Source organism: Burkholderia multivorans ATCC BAA-247 (assembly GCF_000959525.1).
In the GTDB taxonomy this organism is placed as follows: Bacteria; Pseudomonadota; Gammaproteobacteria; order Burkholderiales; family Burkholderiaceae; genus Burkholderia; species Burkholderia multivorans.
In genome coordinates, this window is record NZ_CP009832.1 from 1,171,425 (window position 1) to 1,188,733 (window position 17,309).

Annotated in this window: 12 protein-coding genes and 1 riboswitch; of the genes, 3 read left to right on the forward strand and 9 right to left on the reverse strand. The window is 69.7% G+C overall.

From position 1 onward, the window contains the following. Positions 1-3 precede the first annotated feature (3 nt). Positions 4-140: riboswitch (yybP-ykoY riboswitch) on the reverse strand. A gap of 102 nt (positions 141-242) precedes the next feature. From guaD to NP80_RS17945, 6 genes are all read right to left on the reverse strand, one after another. After that, a complete protein-coding gene (gene guaD, locus NP80_RS17920) occupies positions 243-1,562 on the reverse strand; it encodes a guanine deaminase (RefSeq protein WP_035489291.1) in 1,320 nt (439 codons plus the stop codon). 312 nt (positions 1,563-1,874) lie between these two features. After that, on the reverse strand, positions 1,875-2,900 hold the full coding sequence (locus NP80_RS17925; RefSeq protein ID WP_006400756.1) for an adenosine deaminase: 1,026 nt from the start codon (positions 2,898-2,900) through the stop codon (positions 1,875-1,877). Positions 2,901-2,917: 17 nt separating this feature from the next. After that, positions 2,918-3,928, reverse strand: coding sequence for a xanthine dehydrogenase accessory protein XdhC (gene xdhC, locus NP80_RS17930; RefSeq protein ID WP_006400755.1), 1,011 nt, complete (start codon positions 3,926-3,928; stop codon positions 2,918-2,920). A 550-nt stretch (positions 3,929-4,478) separates the two neighbouring features. After that, a complete protein-coding gene (locus tag NP80_RS17935; protein WP_006400754.1) occupies positions 4,479-4,991 on the reverse strand; it encodes a disulfide bond formation protein B in 513 nt (170 codons plus the stop codon). 118 nt (positions 4,992-5,109) lie between these two features. Continuing rightward, positions 5,110-6,486 (reverse strand): amidase, encoded by a 1,377-nt coding sequence (locus NP80_RS17940; protein WP_006400753.1) that lies wholly within the window; start codon positions 6,484-6,486, stop codon positions 5,110-5,112. 7 nt (positions 6,487-6,493) lie between these two features. Further along, positions 6,494-7,174: a GntR family transcriptional regulator gene (locus NP80_RS17945; protein WP_006411188.1), complete on the reverse strand. Its 681-nt coding sequence runs from the start codon at positions 7,172-7,174 to the stop codon at positions 6,494-6,496. A gap of 257 nt (positions 7,175-7,431) precedes the next feature. Between NP80_RS17945 and NP80_RS17950 the strand changes: the two genes are divergently transcribed. Then, complete coding sequence (locus NP80_RS17950) at positions 7,432-8,664, forward strand: gamma-glutamyl-gamma-aminobutyrate hydrolase family protein (RefSeq protein ID WP_045594032.1); 1,233 nt, start codon at positions 7,432-7,434, stop codon at positions 8,662-8,664. 438 nt (positions 8,665-9,102) lie between these two features. Continuing rightward, positions 9,103-10,398, forward strand: a complete 1,296-nt coding sequence (gene tcuC / locus NP80_RS17960) for an MFS transporter (RefSeq protein ID WP_006410412.1) — start codon at positions 9,103-9,105, stop codon at positions 10,396-10,398. A gap of 60 nt (positions 10,399-10,458) precedes the next feature. Here the strand turns inward: tcuC and NP80_RS17965 are convergent, their stop codons facing one another. After that, positions 10,459-12,306 (reverse strand): tetratricopeptide repeat protein, encoded by a 1,848-nt coding sequence (locus NP80_RS17965; RefSeq protein ID WP_006406250.1) that lies wholly within the window; start codon positions 12,304-12,306, stop codon positions 10,459-10,461. 130 nt (positions 12,307-12,436) lie between these two features. Between NP80_RS17965 and NP80_RS17970 the strand changes: the two genes are divergently transcribed. Beyond that, positions 12,437-14,086 carry an FAD-dependent monooxygenase gene (locus NP80_RS17970; RefSeq protein ID WP_006410406.1) on the forward strand — a complete coding sequence of 550 codons (1,650 nt, stop codon included), beginning with the start codon at positions 12,437-12,439 and terminating at the stop codon, positions 14,084-14,086. Positions 14,087-14,091: 5 nt separating this feature from the next. On the opposite strand, the gene NP80_RS17975 is transcribed toward NP80_RS17970, so the two are convergent. Next, positions 14,092-14,343 carry a formate dehydrogenase subunit delta gene (locus NP80_RS17975; RefSeq protein WP_006410407.1) on the reverse strand — a complete coding sequence of 84 codons (252 nt, stop codon included), beginning with the start codon at positions 14,341-14,343 and terminating at the stop codon, positions 14,092-14,094. Between the two features lie 7 nt (positions 14,344-14,350). Continuing rightward, positions 14,351-17,302, reverse strand: a complete 2,952-nt coding sequence (gene fdhF, locus NP80_RS17980) for a formate dehydrogenase subunit alpha (RefSeq protein WP_006410414.1) — start codon at positions 17,300-17,302, stop codon at positions 14,351-14,353. Between the last annotated feature and the right edge of the window lie 7 nt (positions 17,303-17,309).

Sequence of the window (17,309 nt, forward strand, 5' to 3'; positions counted from 1 at the left end):
ATGAACCATCGGTCTCGCCAGGCCTCGGTGGCTGCGTCCGCCATGGCCGAACGGCCAAGTCTGTTGACGGACGCCTCCGTCACGATCGACGCAGCGGTGCGGCGGATCGAGCGGAGCGGCTACTCCCCAATGAGCGGCGCATTCTAGCATGGCGCGCGCAACGTGCAAATGTGCGTTGCGCGCGCATCGAACGGCGCTCGGCTGCCGGCCCGCACGCGCTGCGTGCGGGCGCGGGGACGTCGTCAGTTCGCGGCGACGCGGCATGCGGCGCCGCGCTCGTGCACGAGGCGGCCGGCCGCATAGGTGCGATAGACCGCGCGGTCGTCGCCGAGCAGCGCGAACGCGAACAGCAGTTCCTCGAGCGATTCCGCGCGCTGCGTGCGCCGCGCGAGCAGCGGCGTGGCCTGCGGATCGAGCACGACGAAGTCGGCCTCGGTGCGCGGCGCGAGCGTGCCGATCGTATCGGCGAGATCGAGCGCCTGCGCGGCGCCCGCCGTCGCGAGCCAGAACATCCGCGTCGCGCTCAAATGATGGCCCGACAACCGCGCGACCTTGTGCGCCTCGTTCATCGTCTGCAGCATCGAGAACGACGTGCCGCCGCCGACGTCGGTCGCGAGCGTGACCGGCACGCCGTATTCGCCGGCCTTGTCGAAATCGAACAAGCCGCTGCCGAGGAAGAAGTTCGACGTCGGGCAGTGCGCGACGACCGTGCGCGTCTCGGCCATCCGGCGGCGGTCCTCGTCGTCGAGATGGATGCAGTGGCCGTACACGGCGCGCGGCCGCAGCAGCCCGTAGCGATCGTAGATGTCGAGATAGCTGCGATGGCCGGGGAACAGCTCGGCCGCCCATTTCACCTCGTCGACGTTTTCGGCGACGTGGCTCTGCACGAACACGTCCGGATGGCGGCGCGCGAGCTCGCCGCATGCCTCGAGTTGCGCTTCGGTCGAGGTCGGCGCAAAGCGCGGCGTGATCACGTACATCTGCCGGCCGCGGCCGTGCCAGCGCCCGATCAGCTCGGCCGTGTCGTCGTAGCCGGACTGCGCGGTATCGCGCAGGAACTCGGGGCAGTTGCGATCCATCATCACCTTGCCCGCGATCATCCGCAGGTCGCGCGCTTCGCTCGCCGCGAACAGCGCGTCGGCCGACTGCTTGTGCACCGTGCAGTAGACGAGCGCGCTCGTCGTGCCGCAGGCGAGCAGTTCGTCGACGAAGAAGTCCGCGACCTCGCGCGCATGCTCGGGATCGCCGAACCGGCGCTCGGTCGGGAACGTGTACGTGTCGAGCCAGGGCAGCAGGCCGGGCGCCGGCGACGCGATCATGTCCGTCTGCGGGTAGTGGATGTGCGTGTCGATGAAGCCCGGCACGATCAGCTTGCCGCGCAGGTCGTGCACGACTGCGTCGCGCGCGAGCATCGGCGCGATGCGCGTATACGGGCCGGCCGCGACGACCTTGCCGTCGTCGACGATCAGCAGACCGTCTGTCTCGTGAATCGCGGCCTGGCTCGATTGTGCGGGGTCGCCGTTGAAGGTCAGCAACTGGGAGCGAAAAGCGGTTTGCGTCATGACGAAGGGTCCTGCATCAAGGTAAGACAGACAGAAGAAAACGGCCGGCGCCGCAGCGGCGAAGGCGTCGACGAAGCCGTGCGCGTATCGGCGCAGCGGCGGTTCGCGCGCTGCGATGCGCACGCGCGTGCATGGCGGTTATTCGCGATTGCGCCGCGTGCAGCGCGCACTGCATCGCGCGTTGCCCATGCCGGGCGCGGCGGGCGCGCCACGTCGCATCGCCTCGGCGTGCGGTGCGGCGCGCGTCCCGTCGTCGCGACATGCCGGCCGGTGCGGTGCGTGATCATCTGTCCGTCGCCTCGATTGCAGCCGTCACGCGGCGCGCCAGTATGCGTCGAGCCGCGCGATCAGCGCGTCGCGCTGCGCGGCGTCGACGAACGACGCCTCGAAGCCGTTGCGGATCACCGCGTGCACGTCGGCGTCGCCGAGCTGCAGCGCCTCGACCGTCGCGAAATAGTTGTCGTTGACGTAGCCGCCGAAATAGGCGGGATCGTCGGAATTGATCGTCACCGCGACGCCGCGGTCGAGCAGCGCCTTCAGCGTGTGCTTCGACATGTCGTCGAACACGCAGAGCTTGAGGTTCGACAACGGGCACACCGTCAGCGCCGTGCGCGTGCGCGCGAGCCGTTCGACGAGCGCACCGTCCTCGATCGCGCGCACGCCGTGGTCGATCCGGTCGACCTTCAGCACGTCGAGTGCTTCGTAGATGTACGCGGGCGGGCCTTCCTCGCCCGCATGCGCGACGAGCTTCAGCCCGAGCGCCCGTGCCTTGTCGAATACGCGCGCGAATTTCGTCGGCGGATGGCCGAGCTCGGACGAGTCGAGGCCGACGCCGATCAGCCGGTGACGATAGCGCTCGAACAGCGGCAGCGCCGATTCGAACGTTGCGAGCGCATCTTCTTCCGGCAGATGGCGCAGGAAGCACAGGATCAGCTTGCTCGACAGCCCGCGCTTTTCCGCATCCGCGAGCGCGCGCTCGATGCCGGCGACGACGGTCTCGATCGGCACGCCGCGCGCGGTATGCGTCTGCGGATCGAAGAACAGCTCGGTATGGACGACGTTGTCCGCGAGCGCGCGTTCGCAGTACGCGGCGGTCATGTCGTAGAAGTCCTGCTCGGTCAGCAGCACGCTCGCGCCCGCGTAGTAGATGTCGAGGAACGACTGCAGATCGGTGAACGCGTACGCGGCGCGCAGCGCGTCGATCGAATCGTAGGGAAGCTTCACGCCGTTGCGCTGCGCGAGCGCGAAGATCAGCTCGGGCTCGAGCGAACCTTCGATATGGATATGCAGCTCGGCTTTCGGCGCGCGAGCGATCTTGTTCTTGAATGTCGGAGTCATGGCGTCGTGATGGTCGGTCAGAGAGTAGGGGAAGCGTGCGCCGGCACCTGCGCGTTCGCCTCGACGGCCTGCAGCAGCTGCGCGGCCACCGAGATCGCGATCACTTCGGGCGCCTTGTCGACGATGCCTTCGACGCCGATCGGACAGCGCATCCGCGCGACCTGAACGGGATCGATGCCGATCGCCGCGAGGCGATGATCGAACTGCACGCGTTTCGCGTGCGAGCCCATCATGCCGAAGTACGCGTAGTCGCCGCGCCGCAGGATGCGCTCGGCCAGCGCGAAGTCGAGCGCGTGGTCGTGCGTCATGACGACGAAGTACGTGTGCGGCGGCGCGGCGTCGACGGCCGTTGCCGGATCGTCGAGCGCATCGATCGTCAGATCGCCGATGCCGGCGAGCGCGTCGGCCGCCGGGAAGGCCGCGTCGCGCCGGTCGATCCAGCGCACGCGGCACGGCAGCGTCGCGAGCACCTTCACGAGCGCGGCGCCGACGTGGCCGGCGCCGAACAGCGCGACCGGGAACGCATACGGCGCGATCGTTTCGGTCATCAGCGACACGCCGCCGGTTTCCCACAGCAGGCAGTCGGCGCGTGCGGCGGCCGGTTCCGGCTCGCTGAGCAGCGGCGCACCGGGCGAGGGGCCGAATGATACGCTACGCACCGTCGCCGCGCCGGCCGCGACGCGCTTCGCGAGCGACGTGATCCAGCCGAGATCGCCGACGTCGAGCCGCTCGAACGCGAGCACGACGGCGCCGCCGCAGCACTGGCCGAGGCTCGGGCCGAGCGCGAGCCGTTCGAGCCGGCGCGCGTGCGGCACGTGCGCGCCGTCTTTCAGCAGATGCCGCGCGATTTCGATCGCCTTCCATTCCAGATGACCGCCACCGATCGTATGACGCGCCGTATCGCGCGTGACGAGCATCTTCGTGCCGGCCTCGCGCGGCGCGGAGCCGTCGGTGTGTGCGACCGTCACGAGCACGGCCGATTCGCCGTGCGCGAGCAGTTGCTGCAGATCGCCGAGCCACGCTTCCATCAGCGTGCTCCGATCGGGACGACGCGGCACGACGCGCGGCGCGGGCTGGCGGGCGCGGCGGCAACGGGAACGGTCGGGAGCGGTGCGCGCCCGGCAGGCGCGGGCCGCGCGCAAGCGGGGCGGCCGGACGTGCGGACGCCATGAGGGTGACGGATGCGGATGGTTTGCGTTGTCATGATGAATCCAGTCGACATTGCGGATCAGGCGCGCGTTACGCAGGGTGAGACCGCCCGGTCTCGCGCACGTAGATCGCCATCCAGCCGCGAAGATAGCATCGCGCGGCCGCGCGAACATGGCCGGGCGGTGATGCGGGCTATCAGACGGCGATCATGTCGATCATAGGCCGACCGCGCGATGGCGGGGAGCGATGCGTGCGCGTCGGGCCGGAAAGCCGCAGCGGCGCGCCGTTCGCGCGGCAGGGGCGCGGGCCGCGCGGGCGTCGCGCGACGGGGACGAAACGGCTAGGTGTTTACGCGGAGCGCCCGGCAGGGCCGGGCCGCGTGCGAACGGGGCCGCGGCGCGCGGCCGCCGCCCGCGCAGTGTGCAGGCCTCAGCCCGCGAGCTTGCGGCGATGCCGCCAGAGGTTCGCGGCGACCGCGACGAGGATCACGGCGAACGCGATCAGCGCCCAGCCGGGCAGCAGGATCCCGAGGATCGGCGGATAGACGGTTTCGCACAGCCCGGCGACCTTGAACATGCCGGGGAACCAGTGCGCCGGCGGCAGGCTGTCGACGATCGGCTGCAGCGTGTCGAAGCCGCAGCTGAAGCCCGGATTCATCTGGATCGACAGGTGCCGCGCGGCCGTTCCGACGCCGGCGGCCGCCGCGATCGCGATCAGCAGCTCGAGCACCCAGATTGCGCGCCAGTTGCGCATCCCGGCGGCGAGGAACGCGAAAATGCCGATCGCCGCGAAGAAGTAGCGCTGGATGATGCACAGCGGGCACGGATCTTCGTTCTTCACGTACTGCAGATACAGCGCACCGGCGAGCAGGGCAATGCAGACCCATCCGAGCAGCATCAGCAGATGGCGTTGGCGGCGCAGCGCAAGCGTGGCTTCTTTCATGTCGGCAGGGATCCTCGTCGGTCGGTACGGAAAACGATCGCGCGATTTTAGCGCGAACGGTCCGGCCCCCACCGGCCGCCGCGCCTGCGGCACCCCGCCGCATCCCCGCGCGCCGCGCTCAGCGGATCGTGTTCAGCACGGCCTCGACCGACTGGCCGATCGCGAGCAGCGCATCGTCGCGGTGCGGCGCGGCTGCGAGCATCAGGCCGACCGGCGCGCCGTCGCGCGGATGGCAGGGCAGCGACAGCGCGCAGGCATCGAGGAAGTTGAACGCGCTCGGATTGCGCAGGATCAGCGCATTGGTGCGCGTGAACGCGGCGTCGTCGGTTTCGAGTTCCGCGATGCGTGGCGGCACGATCGGCACCGTCGGCGCGACCAGCGCATCGAAGCGCGCCCACACCGTGTGCGCGGCTTCGTCGAGCATCGCGCGGCGCGCCGCGAGCAGATCGAGATAGTCGGCCGCGGTGGCCGGCTCGCCTTTCAGAATGCGCGTCAGCACGCGCGGGTCGTAGCGGTCGCGATGCTCGGCGAGCAGCGGACGGTGCCACGCGTACGCCTCGATCGGCGAGAAGCCGAAGCGGTTGATGTCCGGCAGCCGGTCCAGCGCGGAGAACCGCACTTCGGTGACGATCGCGCCGGCCGCTTCCAGATGCTTGAGCGCGGTATCGAGCGCAGCGGCGACGTCGGCGTCGACGCCGTCGGTCACGTAGTTCGTCAGCACGCCGAGCCGCACGCCTTCGAGCGGCCGCGCGGCCGGCACGCTCGGCTCGAGTCCGGCGAGCATGCGGTCGACGAGCGCGCAGCACGCGACCGTCACGCCGATCGGCCCGAACGAATCGAGCGTCGTCGACAGCGGGACGCCGCCTTGCGTCGGCACGCGGCTCGCGGTCGGCTTGAAGCCGGTCAGCCCGCACAGCGCGGCCGGAATGCGGATCGAGCCGCCGGTGTCGGTGCCGAGCGCGACGGCCGCCATCCCGTCGGCGACCGACGCGGCGGCGCCCGACGACGACCCGCCCGCGATGCGTGCATCGCCCGGCACGTCGCGTCGATACGGCGACGCGGGCGTGCCGAAGTGCGGATTGAGCCCGAGCCCCGAGAACGCGAACTCGCTCATGTTGGTGCGGCCGACCAGCACCGCCCCCGCACGGCGCAGCCGTGCGACCGCGACCGCATCGGCGCGCGCGGGCGGCGCGTCGTCGAGCACGCGCGAACCGGCGCGCGTGACTTGTCCGGCAACGTCGAACAGATCCTTGATCGACACCGGAATGCCCGCGAGCGGCGACAGCACGGTGCCCGCGGCCCGCAGCCGGTCGTGCGCGTCGGCGGCCGCGCGCGCGTTGTCCGCATCGACTTCGGTGAAGACGACGGCGCCCTGGCCGGACGGATCGGCGATCCGTTCGAGCGCGGCGTCGACGAGCGCGCGGCTCGTGGTCGTGCCGGCGGCGAGATCGGCGGCGAGCTGGGCGAGCGGAGGGAAGGGCGTGAAAGTGGTCATGAGCGGCTCAGGGGCGAAGATGTTGGACAAGCGTGGAGCGGAACGAATCGATATGACGTTCGACGGCCGCGCGTGCACCGGCGGCGTCGCGCGCGGACAGCCGCTCGAACAGCGCGCAGTGCTCGCGCTGGACGTCGGCCAGATGGTGCGGCTCGGACAGCGTGACGAACCAGAAGCGCAGCGAGCGATCGTGCAGCCCGCGCAGGATGTCGGCGAGCACCGCGTTGCGCGCGGCCGCCGCGATCGTCTGATGGAACGCGCGATCGAGCTCCATCATCCCTTCGACGTCGTGCTGCTCGACACACGCCCGGCCTGCGTCGAGCAGCGCGGCGAGCGCTGCGAGATCGTCGGGCGTCGCGTGGCGCGCGGCGAGTTCCGCGCAATGGGCTTCGTTGATGCGGCGCACGTCGATCACCGCGACGATCTCGTCGAGCGACAGCGGCTGCACCATCAACCCCTTGCGCGGCATCACGGACAGCAGCCCTTCGAGCACGAGCCGATGCACGGCCTGATGGACGGGCGTGCGGCCGATGCCGGTGCGCGCGACGAGGTCCGCCTCGTTCAGCGCGGCGCCGGGCTTCAGCCGCATCGTGACGATGTCGCGCCGGATCAGCGCGTACGCGCGCTCGGCGAGGCTCGTGGCGGACGCATCGATGCGGTCGCGCGGTCGGTCGGTCGGGGCATTCATGCGGACGGCGGCGCGGCGGCCGGACGAGGCGCGATCATGGCGCGGGATCCCGGAAACGTGGCGAAGCGTCGATATTATTGTGATATATCACACGTGTCCAGCCGGCTGCGAACCGGATGCCGGACGTACGGCGACGCGCTTGCGACGGGCTTGCAACAATCTCGACAGGATGTTGCAGGTTTACCGGACGATCGTGCGCTGAAGCATAATGAATCCTCGTCTATCTACCCGCGTGAGCGACGCACCAGACCATCGTCATGAGCGAAAACACGCCTTCCCCGGCCGGTCTGCCCGGCACCTCGTCCGCTTCTTCCGATTCTCCCCGTTCCACCCCGGCCAAAGCCACCGACATGTCCGACACGTCGGCGGCGCAGGCGGCAGCTGCCGCGCAGGATGTCGCCGACGACGGCGCGTCGCCCGTCACGACGGCAACCGAACCGGGCGCGCCCGGCTCGTCCGCGACCGCCGCCGAGCCCGCGACCGCCGCCGAGCCCGCGGCCGCGACGGCAGCGGCCGCCGCGTCGAAGCCCGGATCGCCGCCGCCCGGATTCGGCGCGCCGCCCGATTTCGACACGCCGCGCCCGCCGCCCGCGAGCGCGCAGAATGCGCCGCCTGCGTATCTGAAGCAGAGCGACACGCCGTGGTCGGTGTTCGGCCGCATCATCGCCGCGCGCGCACGCCGGCTGTTCGACCGCGCCGGCCAGCGCATCACGCAGCGCACGCTGCGCATCGGCGTGTCGGCGCGGATCTTCCATCCCGAGCCGGGCGCGAAGGGGCTGCGCGGCAAGACGCTGCAGTATCTCGAGGAATCGATCGCGCACTGGGTGATGTCGCGCGACGTGCTCGTGTTCATGATTCCGACCGTCGGCCACCAGGGGATGCTGCATCCGAGCAACATCCGGCTGCGCGATTACGCGAAGCATCTCGACGGCCTGCTGCTGCAGGGCGGCGCCGACGTGTCGCCGCAGACCTACGCGGCGTCCGACGCGCGCCCCGAATGGCCCGGCGACCGCGTGCGCGACATGTACGAGCTCGAGCTGCTGCACGAGTTCATCGAGTCCGGCAAGCCGGTGCTCGGCGTGTGCCGCGGCTGTCAGCTGATCAACGTCGCATTCGGCGGGTCGCTGTACCAGGACATCGCGACCGACGTGCCGACCGCCAACGCGCACGTGAGCGAGCATTACGACCAGCACCGCCATGCGATCCGCTTTCCCGATTCGTCGACGCTCGCGAGCATGTTCCCCGGCCGCAGCGAGGCGATCGTCAATTCGATCCACCATCAGGCGATTCGCGATCTCGGCCGCGATCTGAACATCGAGGCCGTCTCGTCCGGCGACGGGATCATCGAGGCGATCCGTTATCGGCGCGCGCCGTTCGTCGTCGGCGTGCAGTGGCACCCGGAGTTCCATCGCGCGGGCGGCTCCGAGCTGCTCGACTGCACGCCGCTGCTCGACGCGTTCCTGCGCTCGGCACGCGAAACGCGTCTGTAAACGGCTTCCGCAGCGCCCGCGGAAGGCCGCGCGGGCGCGTCGCCGCGGTTCGTGAGGCGGCCGCGGCGTGTGCGCCAATCGGTGCGCGTTTCGGTTCGTACGCGGGCGCCGACGTCGGCCTTCCCACGTTCTCGTTAGTTGGCACGGGCAACGGCGCGTCATGCTGCCGTGGCCATCGCGTCGATCCGATTTTTTGCGCGGGCGCATGCTTTTCCGCAGCGGCACGACCCGCGCGCGATCGCGACGGCGGATGGTCACCAAAAGGCAAATGTCGGGTTCGCGTGGCATCATGGCCCGATCATGCCGGCCGCCGCCGCGTTCATCGTGCGCAGCGGCCGGCACGGCGCGAGCGTGCAGGTGTCGGGGTCGGCACGGCGCACGCCGCGTCCGTTCATGAGGCGCCGACGGTCGCGCGCCCTTCGAGATCGAGACAAGGACATGTCCACAGCATCGCAAGCCATCACGCAGGAATCGAAAGTCCGCACCGTGTTTCGCGTCGTTAGCGGCAACTTCCTCGAAATGTACGACTTCATGGTCTACGGCTATTACGCGTCGGCGATCGCGAAGACCTATTTCCCGAGCGGCAACGCGTTCGCGTCGCTGATGCTGTCGCTGTCGGTGTTTGGCGCGGGTTTCCTGATGCGCCCGGTCGGCGCGATCGTGCTCGGCGCGTACATCGACCATCACGGACGCCGCAAGGGGCTGATCCTGACGCTCACGCTGATGGCGCTCGGCACGCTGACCGTCGCCGCGGTGCCCGGCTATGCGACGATCGGCGTGCTCGCACCGGTGCTCGTGCTGCTCGGGCGCCTGCTGCAGGGTTTTTCGGCAGGGGTCGAGCTGGGCGGCGTGTCGGTGTATCTGTCCGAAATCGCGACCAAGGGGCACAAGGGCTTCTACACGTCGTGGCAGTCGGGCAGCCAGCAGGTCGCGGTCGTGTTCGCGGCGTTCGTCGGCGTGCTGCTGAACCGCACGCTGCCGGCCGAAGAGATGACCGCATGGGGCTGGCGCATCCCGTTCCTGATCGGCTGCCTGATCGTGCCGTTCCTGTTCCTGATTCGCCGCTCGCTGAAGGAGACGGACGAGTTCCTCGCGAAGCGCCATCGTCCGTCGATGGGCGAGATCATGCGCTCGATGCTCGACAACTGGGGGATCGTGATCGCGGGGATGGGCATGGTGATCATGACGACGGTGTCGTTCTACATGATCACCGCCTATACGCCGACGTTCGGCAAGGAAGTGCTGCACCTCTCGTCGCTCGACGCGCTCGTCGTGACGGTCTGCATCGGCGTGTCGAACCTCGTCTGGCTGCCGCTGTCCGGTGCCCTGTCGGACCGCATCGGCCGCCGCCCGGTGCTGATCGCGTTCACCGTGCTCACGCTGCTCACCGCGTATCCGACGGTGTCGTGGCTCGTCGCCGAGCCGTCGTTCCTGCGCTTGCTCGCCGTCGAGCTGTGGCTGTCGTTCCTCTACGGGTCGTACAACGGCGCGATGGTCGTCGCGCTGACCGAAGTGATGCCGGCCGACGTGCGCACGGCCGGCTTCTCGCTCGCGTACAGCCTCGCGACGACGATCGGCGGGTTCACGCCGGCGATCTCGACGCTGCTGATCCACGAAACGGCGAACAAGGCCGCGCCCGGGCTGTGGCTCAGCGTCGCCGCGCTGTGCGGATTGATCGCGACGCTCGTGCTGTACCGGACGCCGGAGTCGCGCAACCAGTACAAGGCCGTCTGACGCCGCACCGCGGCGCGGCCTGGCGGTAACGAAGGACGGAGCGCACGGCGCTCCGTTTTTTCATCCGCGCCCGGGCGCGGCGAGCGCCTGCGCGACGGCCGCGACGACGTCGTCCCATGCGCCGGGCGAGGGCTGACGCACGAGCCGCGCACGCGGATACCACGGGCATTCGTCACCGGTGAACCAGCGCCAGTCGGCCGCGAACGGCAGCATGACCCACAGCGGCTTGCCGAGCGCGCCCGCGAGGTGCGCGACGGCCGTGTCGACGGTCACGACGCCGTCGAGCCGTTCGATCAGCGCGGCCGTATCCGCGAAGTCGTTCAGCCGGCCGTCGAGACGATACACGCGCGGATGCGCGTCGACGCGGGCGCGCTCGTCGTCGTCGAGCGACGGCTGCAGCACGAGCCAGTCGATGTCGGGCAGCGCGAGCAGCGGCGCGAGCGCGTCGAACGGCATCGACCGATTGTCCTGCGCCTGACGGCGCCCCGACCATGCGAGCCCGAACTTGCGCTTGGCCTGGCCGCCGAGCGAACCGCGAAAGCGTCGTCGCGCGGTGTCGGGCGCGTCGAGATAGCGCGTGCCGGACGCGATGTCGGCCGGTTGCAGTCCGAGCGCGAACGGCAGGCTCATCAGCGTGCAGGCGACATCGGCGGCCGGCAGCTTCGGCGCGCCTTGTGCGACGAGCGTCACGCGCCACTGCGCGGCGGCCGGCGCGAGCAGCGTGACGAGCGCCGGCTGTACTTCGAGCACGACACGCGCGCAGCGCGCGCGCGCGAGCGGCACGAAGCGGACGAACTGCAGCGTATCGCCGAACCCCTGTTCCGCGCGAATCAGCAGCGTGCGCGACGCGATCGGCTCGCCTTGCCAGCGCGGCAGCCCGCCGAGCGGCGTCGCGCCCGGCGTGTCGTGACGCGCTTCGTAGGCGGGCAGCCCGCGCGTGAAGTCGCCGAGCGTCAGCAGCGTGACGGCGCGGTGCAGTTGCGCGAGCGTGAGGTCGGGCGCGACGCGCAGCGCCTGATCGAACGCGCGCAGTGCGCGCTCGTGTGCGCCGAGCGCGTGATGCGCATTGCCGAGATTGAGCCAGGCGAGCGCGAACGACGGGTCGAGGCCGACCGCGCGCTCGTAATACGGCAGCGCGTCGCGGTGACGCGATTGCGCGCTGAGCGCGTTCGCGAGACCGAACAGCGCGAGCGGAAACGGCGGATGCAGCGCGAGCGCCGCCTCGAACGCGGCCGCGGCTTCCGCATGGCGGCCTACCGCGTCGAGCGTGTTGCCGAGATTGAAATGCGCGGCGACGAAGCGCGGCTGCGCGGCGATCGCGGCCTGGAAATGCGCGATCGCTTCGTCCGCGCGGCCCATCGCGTTCAGCGCCATCGCGAGATTGTTGTGCGCGCCCGCGTGGCCCGGACGCAGCTCCAGCGCGCGGCGGAACGCGGCAAGCGCATCGTCGTGACGGCCGAGCGCATTCAGCGCGTTGCCGAGGTTGTTGTGGATCGACGCGTCGTCCGGCGTGAGCCGCAGCGCGCGGCGAAACGCGTCGACCGCGTCTTCGTGACGCTGCAGCGCCGCATAGGCGTTGCCGAGGTTGTAATGCGCGAGCGGAAATTCGGGCGCGAGCGTGAGGGCGTTGCGGAACCGCTCGATCGCTTCGTCGAGCCGGCCGAGCGCCTTCAGCGCATTGCCGAGGTTCAGTTGCAGCGCGGCATCGCCCGGGCGCAGCGCGACCGCGCGGCCGACGAGATCGGCCGCTTCGGCATGCTGCCCCTGCTGATGCCGCAGCACGCCGAACAGGTGGAGTGCGTCGGCGTCGGCGGGATTGTCGGCGAGGGCGGTGCGGTAGCCGTGCTCGGCCTCGGCGAGGCGGCCGGCGCGATGCGCGGCGTACGCTCGGTCGAATGCGGAATCCATGACGCGAAAACTGGCGGAAAGCGCGTATTTTCCCACAGCGCGCAGGCACGCCGCCGCTCGGCCGTTCGGCATATGGCCCCGTCACGCGGAGCGGCGTAGACTGGCAGCGTCGTGTCCGATCGAGGAACTCATGGCTGACACCCTGCTCGACATCCCGCCAGTGCTGATCGTCGGCGCCGGGCCTACGGGCCTGGCAGCGGCGATGAGCCTCGCGCGTGCCCGCGTCCCGGTGCGCGTGATCGACAAGCTCGCGGCGCCGGCGCCGTATTCGCGCGCCATCGGCATCCAGGCGCGCACGCTCGAACTGCTGGAGCAGCACCGCGCCGTCGAACCGTTTCTCGCGCTTGGGCATCGCGCGCACGCGGCCGCGCTGCATGCCGACGGCCGCGTGATCGCGCGGCTCGATTTCGATCCGCTGCAAACGCGCTATCCCTATCTGCTGCTGCTCGACCAGAGCGTCACCGAGCGGCTGCTGGCCGAGCATCTCGCCGAGCTCGGCGTAACGATCGAGCGCGGCGTGACGCTCGTCGAATGCGATGCGGGCGGCGCGTCGCTCGACGTGACGCTGCGCGATGCCGGCGGCCGCGACGAGCGGTTCTCGCCGTCGTATCTGATCGCGGCCGACGGCGCGCACAGCACGGTGCGGCATCTGCTCGGCATCGGCTTCGCGGGCCGCGCGTTCGAACAGACGTTTCTGCTGGCCGATTTCGCGGCGATTCCCGACTGGCCGGAAGACGAGATCCACCTATTCACGACGCCCGACGGCATCGCCGGGCTGTTTCCGCTCGGTAGCGGCCGCTATCGGCTCGTCGCCGACCGTCCGCCTGTCGGCGATGTGTCGCCCGACTCGCCGCCGCCGTCGCTGGCCGACTGCGAAGCGGTCGTGCGGGCGCGCATCGGCGCGTCGATCGCGCCGAGCGATCTCGCATGGTCGTCGTATTTTCGGCTGCACAGCCGCATGGTCGAGCGGCTGCGGCACGGCCGCGTGTTCTTTGCGGGCGACGCCGCGCACATCCACAGCCCGGCCGGTGCGCAGGGAATGAACACGGGCGTGCAGGAGGCGTTCAACTTCGGCTGGAAGCTCGCGCGCGTACTCGCGGGCGGGGCGCCCGACCGGCTGCTCGACACTTACCACACCGAGCGTCATCCGATCGAGCGCGACGTGCTGCGCCAGACGAGTCTGGTCACGCAGATCGTCGAAGCCGATCATGGGGCGATGAAGCTGCTGCGCGATCACCTGGTGCCGCTGCTGGTGTCGCTCGGGCCGCTGCGCGATGCGGTTCGGCGTAGTGTCAGCGAACTCGGCGTTCAGTACCGGAAGAGTCCGCTCACGCTCGAACGCGTGCTCGACGGCGGCCCGCGCGCGGGCGAACGCGCGCCCGATGCGTTGCTGCATGTGATCGACGGGCCGCTCGGTCAGGCGCCCGGCACCGCGCGGCTATACGACGTGCACGACCCGGCGAGCTTCACGTTGCTGCTGCTCGAGGCGCCCCCGAGCACCGGCCTCGACGACGTGTCGCCGCTGGCGGCCGACGCACAAGCGCTGATCCAGCGCCTCGAACGGATCATGCCGGGCGCGGTGCGCGCTTGGCGCGTGGCCGATGTCGAAGGCGACGGCGCGGACACGCTGGTCCAGGCGTACGGCCGCTCGCGTCCGGCGTTCTACCTGTTGCGGCCGGACGGCTACATCGCCGCACGCGGCCGCGCATCGAGCGACGCGAACGCGCTGCTGCGACACTGCGAAACCTGGTTCGCGGGCGTTCCTTCACCGTCTGCCTAGCGCGCTCAGGCCGTTGCAGCGGCCGGCACGAGCGAAGCGCGGTGCGTGGCTACCGCCTCGATCACGATCGGCGAGGCGCGCCGCGCCGCTTCGCTGGACGGATCGTCGAGCGAAGCGAGCAACGCGCGGCGCATGCGCGGTTCCCAGAAGCGCCGGATATGCTCGGCGATGCCGGTCAGCGCTTCCTCGCGATCGGGCATCGATTCGAAGAAGGCGCCGATCTGGTTCGCCATGTCGATCAGGTGTGTGCTGTCCATCGATTCCTCACTTGCCTGCCGTCGCGGCGGCGGGAGCACCGGTTCGCTGCTCGAGCAGCGCGAGCTGTTCGGCGTTGAAGCGTGCATACGCGCGCTGCCAGTCGGACGGCTGCGCGACCGGCATCACCTGGACGGCCGTGACCTTGTATTCGGGGCAGTTCGTCGCCCAGTCGGAGCTCTCCGTCGTGATCACGTTCGCGCCCGATTCGGGGAAGTGGAACGTCGTATAGACGACACCGGGCTGCATGCGGTCGGTCACGAGCGCGCGCAGCACCGTCTGGCCCGCGCGCGACTCGATGCCGACCCAGTCGCCGGTGCGGATCCCGCGATCCTGCGCGTCGTGCGGATGGATCTCGAGACGATCCTCCTCATGCCAGCGCACGTTCTCGGTGCGGCGCGTCTGCGCGCCGACGTTGTATTGCGACAGGATGCGCCCGGTCGTCAGGATCAGCGGATAGCGTTGCGTGACCTTTTCCGGCGACGGAATGAACTGCGTGATCACGAAGCGGCCCTTGCCGCGCACGAATGCGTCGACGTGCATCGTCGGCGTGCCTTCCGGCGCGTCCTCGTTGCATGGCCACTGGATGCTGCCGAGCGCGTCGAGCTTCTCGTAGCTCACGCCGGCGAACGTCGGCGTGAGCCGCGCGATCTCGTCCATGATCTCCGACGGATGCGCGTAGTGCATCTCGTAGCCGAGCGCGCGCGACAGCATCAGCGTGACTTCCCAGTCCGCATAGCCGGCGAGCGGCGGCATCACCTTGCGCACGCGCGAGATCCGGCGTTCGGCGTTCGTGAACGTGCCGTCCTTCTCGAGGAACGTCGAGCCCGGCAGCAGCACGTGCGCATACTTCGCGGTCTCGTTGAGGAAGATGTCCTGCACGACGATGCATTCCATTGCGGACAGCGCGGCCGCGACGTGCTGCGTGTTCGGATCGGACTGAACGATGTCCTCGCCCTGGCAGTAGAGCCCCTTGAAGCTGCCGTCGAGCGCCGCGTCGAACATGTTCGGAATGCGCAGCCCCGGTTCCGGCTGCAGCGTCGCGCCCCATGCCTGCTCGAATTGCGTGCGCACCGTCGTATCGCCGATATGCCGATAGCCGGGCAGTTCGTGCGGGAACGAACCCATGTCGCAGGAGCCCTGCACGTTGTTCTGGCCGCGCAGCGGATTCACGCCGACGCCTTCGCGGCCGACGTTGCCGGTCGCCATCGCGAGGTTCGCGATGCCCATCACCGTCGTCGAGCCTTGCGCGTGCTCGGTCACGCCGAGTCCGTAGTAGATCGCCGCGTTGCCGCCGGTCGCGTACAGCCGCGCGGCTGCGCGGACCAGTTCGGCCGGCACGCCCGTCACGTCCGCGGTCGCTTCGGGCGAGTTCTCGGCGCGCGCGACGAAATCGCGCCACTGCTCGAACGCGCGCGTTTCGCAGCGCTCGGCGACGAACGATTCGTCGACGAGTCCTTCCTTCACGATCACGTGCGCGAGCGCGTTGACGATCGCGACGTTCGTGCCGGGGCGCAGCTGCAGGTGATGGGCGGCCTTCACGTGCGGGCCGTCGACGACGTCGATGCGGCGCGGATCGATGACGATCAGCTTCGCGCCTTCGCGCACGCGGCGCTTGAGCCGCGAGCCGAACACCGGGTGGCCGTCGGTCGGGTTCGCGCCCATCACGACGATCACGTCGGCCTTGCCGATCGAGGCGAAGGTCTGCGTGCCGGCCGATTCACCGAGCGTCGTCTTCAGCCCGTAGCCGGTCGGCGAGTGGCACACGCGCGCGCAGGTGTCGACGTTGTTGTTGCCGAACGCGGCGCGCACGAGCTTCTGCACGAGATAGGTTTCCTCGTTCGTGCAGCGCGACGACGTGATGCCGCCGATCGAATCGCGGCCGTATTTCTGCTGCAGCTTGCGGAATTGCGTCGCCGCATACGTGAGCGCTTCGTCCCAGCTCACTTCGCGCCACGGGTCGGTGATCTTCTCGCGGATCATCGGCTTCGTGATGCGGTCCTTGTGCGTCGCGTAGCCCCACGCGAAACGTCCCTTCACGCACGCATGCCCTTCGTTCGCGAGGCCGTTCTTGTGCGGCGTCATCCGCACGACCTGCGTGCCCTTCATCTCGGCCTTGAACGAGCAGCCGACGCCGCAGTACGCGCAGGTCGTGATCACCGAATGCTCGGCCTGGCCGAGCTGGACGACGGTCTTTTCCTGCAGCGTCGCGGTCGGACATGCGGCGACGCATGCGCCGCACGACACGCATTCCGACTCCATGAAGGGCTCGCTTTCACCGGCCGCGACGCGCGACTCGAAGCCGCGCGCGGCGATCGTCAGCGCGAACGTGCCCTGCGTTTCCTCGCACGCGCGCACGCAGCGGTTGCAGACGATGCACTTCGACGGGTCGTACGTGAAATACGGATTCGATTCGTCCTTGCGATCGTGCAGATGATTCGCGCCGTCGAAGCCGTAGCGCACCTCGCGCAGCCCGACGACGCCCGCCATGTCCTGCAGTTCGCAGTCGCCGTTGGCCGGGCAGGTGAGGCAGTCGAGCGGGTGATCGGAGATGTACAGCTCCATCACGTTGCGGCGCAGTGCCTGCAGCCGGTCCGACTGCGTGCGTACCTTCATGCCCGCTTCGGCGGGCGTCGTGCACGACGCCGGATAGCCGCGCCGGCCTTCGATCTCGACGAGGCAGAGGCGGCACGAGCCGAACGGCTCCAGCGAATCGGTCGCGCAGAGCTTCGGCACGTTGATGCCGGCTTCGATCGCGGCGCGCATCACCGACGTGCCGGCCGGCACCGTGACCGGCTGGCCGTCGATTTCGAGCGTGACGTCGGTGTCCGCATAGCGCTGCGGCGTGCCGTAATCGGTATCGTCGAGCGGGTCGCGCGTGCGCGCCTGTGCGGCGCTCTTGCACGCGCATTGGCCCGAGCCGCAGCCGCCTTGGCGGACGTTGTTCGTGTCGAGGGACATGCAGGGC

What these genes read in the sequence shown, in the direction of transcription:
- guaD (WP_035489291.1), bottom strand. Translation starts at nt 1,562, where the DNA reads ATGACGCAAACCGCTTTTCGCTCCCAGTTGCTGACCTTCAACGGCGAC.
- NP80_RS17925 (WP_006400756.1), bottom strand. Translation starts at nt 2,900, where the DNA reads ATGACTCCGACATTCAAGAACAAGATCGCTCGCGCGCCGAAAGCCGAG.
- xdhC (WP_006400755.1), bottom strand. Translation starts at nt 3,928, where the DNA reads ATGGAAGCGTGGCTCGGCGATCTGCAGCAACTGCTCGCGCACGGCGAA.
- NP80_RS17935 (WP_006400754.1), bottom strand. Translation starts at nt 4,991, where the DNA reads ATGAAAGAAGCCACGCTTGCGCTGCGCCGCCAACGCCATCTGCTGATG.
- NP80_RS17940 (WP_006400753.1), bottom strand. Translation starts at nt 6,486, where the DNA reads ATGACCACTTTCACGCCCTTCCCTCCGCTCGCCCAGCTCGCCGCCGAT.
- NP80_RS17945 (WP_006411188.1), bottom strand. Translation starts at nt 7,174, where the DNA reads ATGAATGCCCCGACCGACCGACCGCGCGACCGCATCGATGCGTCCGCC.
- NP80_RS17950 (WP_045594032.1), top strand. Translation starts at nt 7,432, where the DNA reads ATGAGCGAAAACACGCCTTCCCCGGCCGGTCTGCCCGGCACCTCGTCC.
- tcuC (WP_006410412.1), top strand. Translation starts at nt 9,103, where the DNA reads ATGTCCACAGCATCGCAAGCCATCACGCAGGAATCGAAAGTCCGCACC.
- NP80_RS17965 (WP_006406250.1), bottom strand. Translation starts at nt 12,306, where the DNA reads ATGGATTCCGCATTCGACCGAGCGTACGCCGCGCATCGCGCCGGCCGC.
- NP80_RS17970 (WP_006410406.1), top strand. Translation starts at nt 12,437, where the DNA reads ATGGCTGACACCCTGCTCGACATCCCGCCAGTGCTGATCGTCGGCGCC.
- NP80_RS17975 (WP_006410407.1), bottom strand. Translation starts at nt 14,343, where the DNA reads ATGGACAGCACACACCTGATCGACATGGCGAACCAGATCGGCGCCTTC.
- fdhF (WP_006410414.1), bottom strand. Translation starts at nt 17,302, where the DNA reads ATGTCCCTCGACACGAACAACGTCCGCCAAGGCGGCTGCGGCTCGGGC.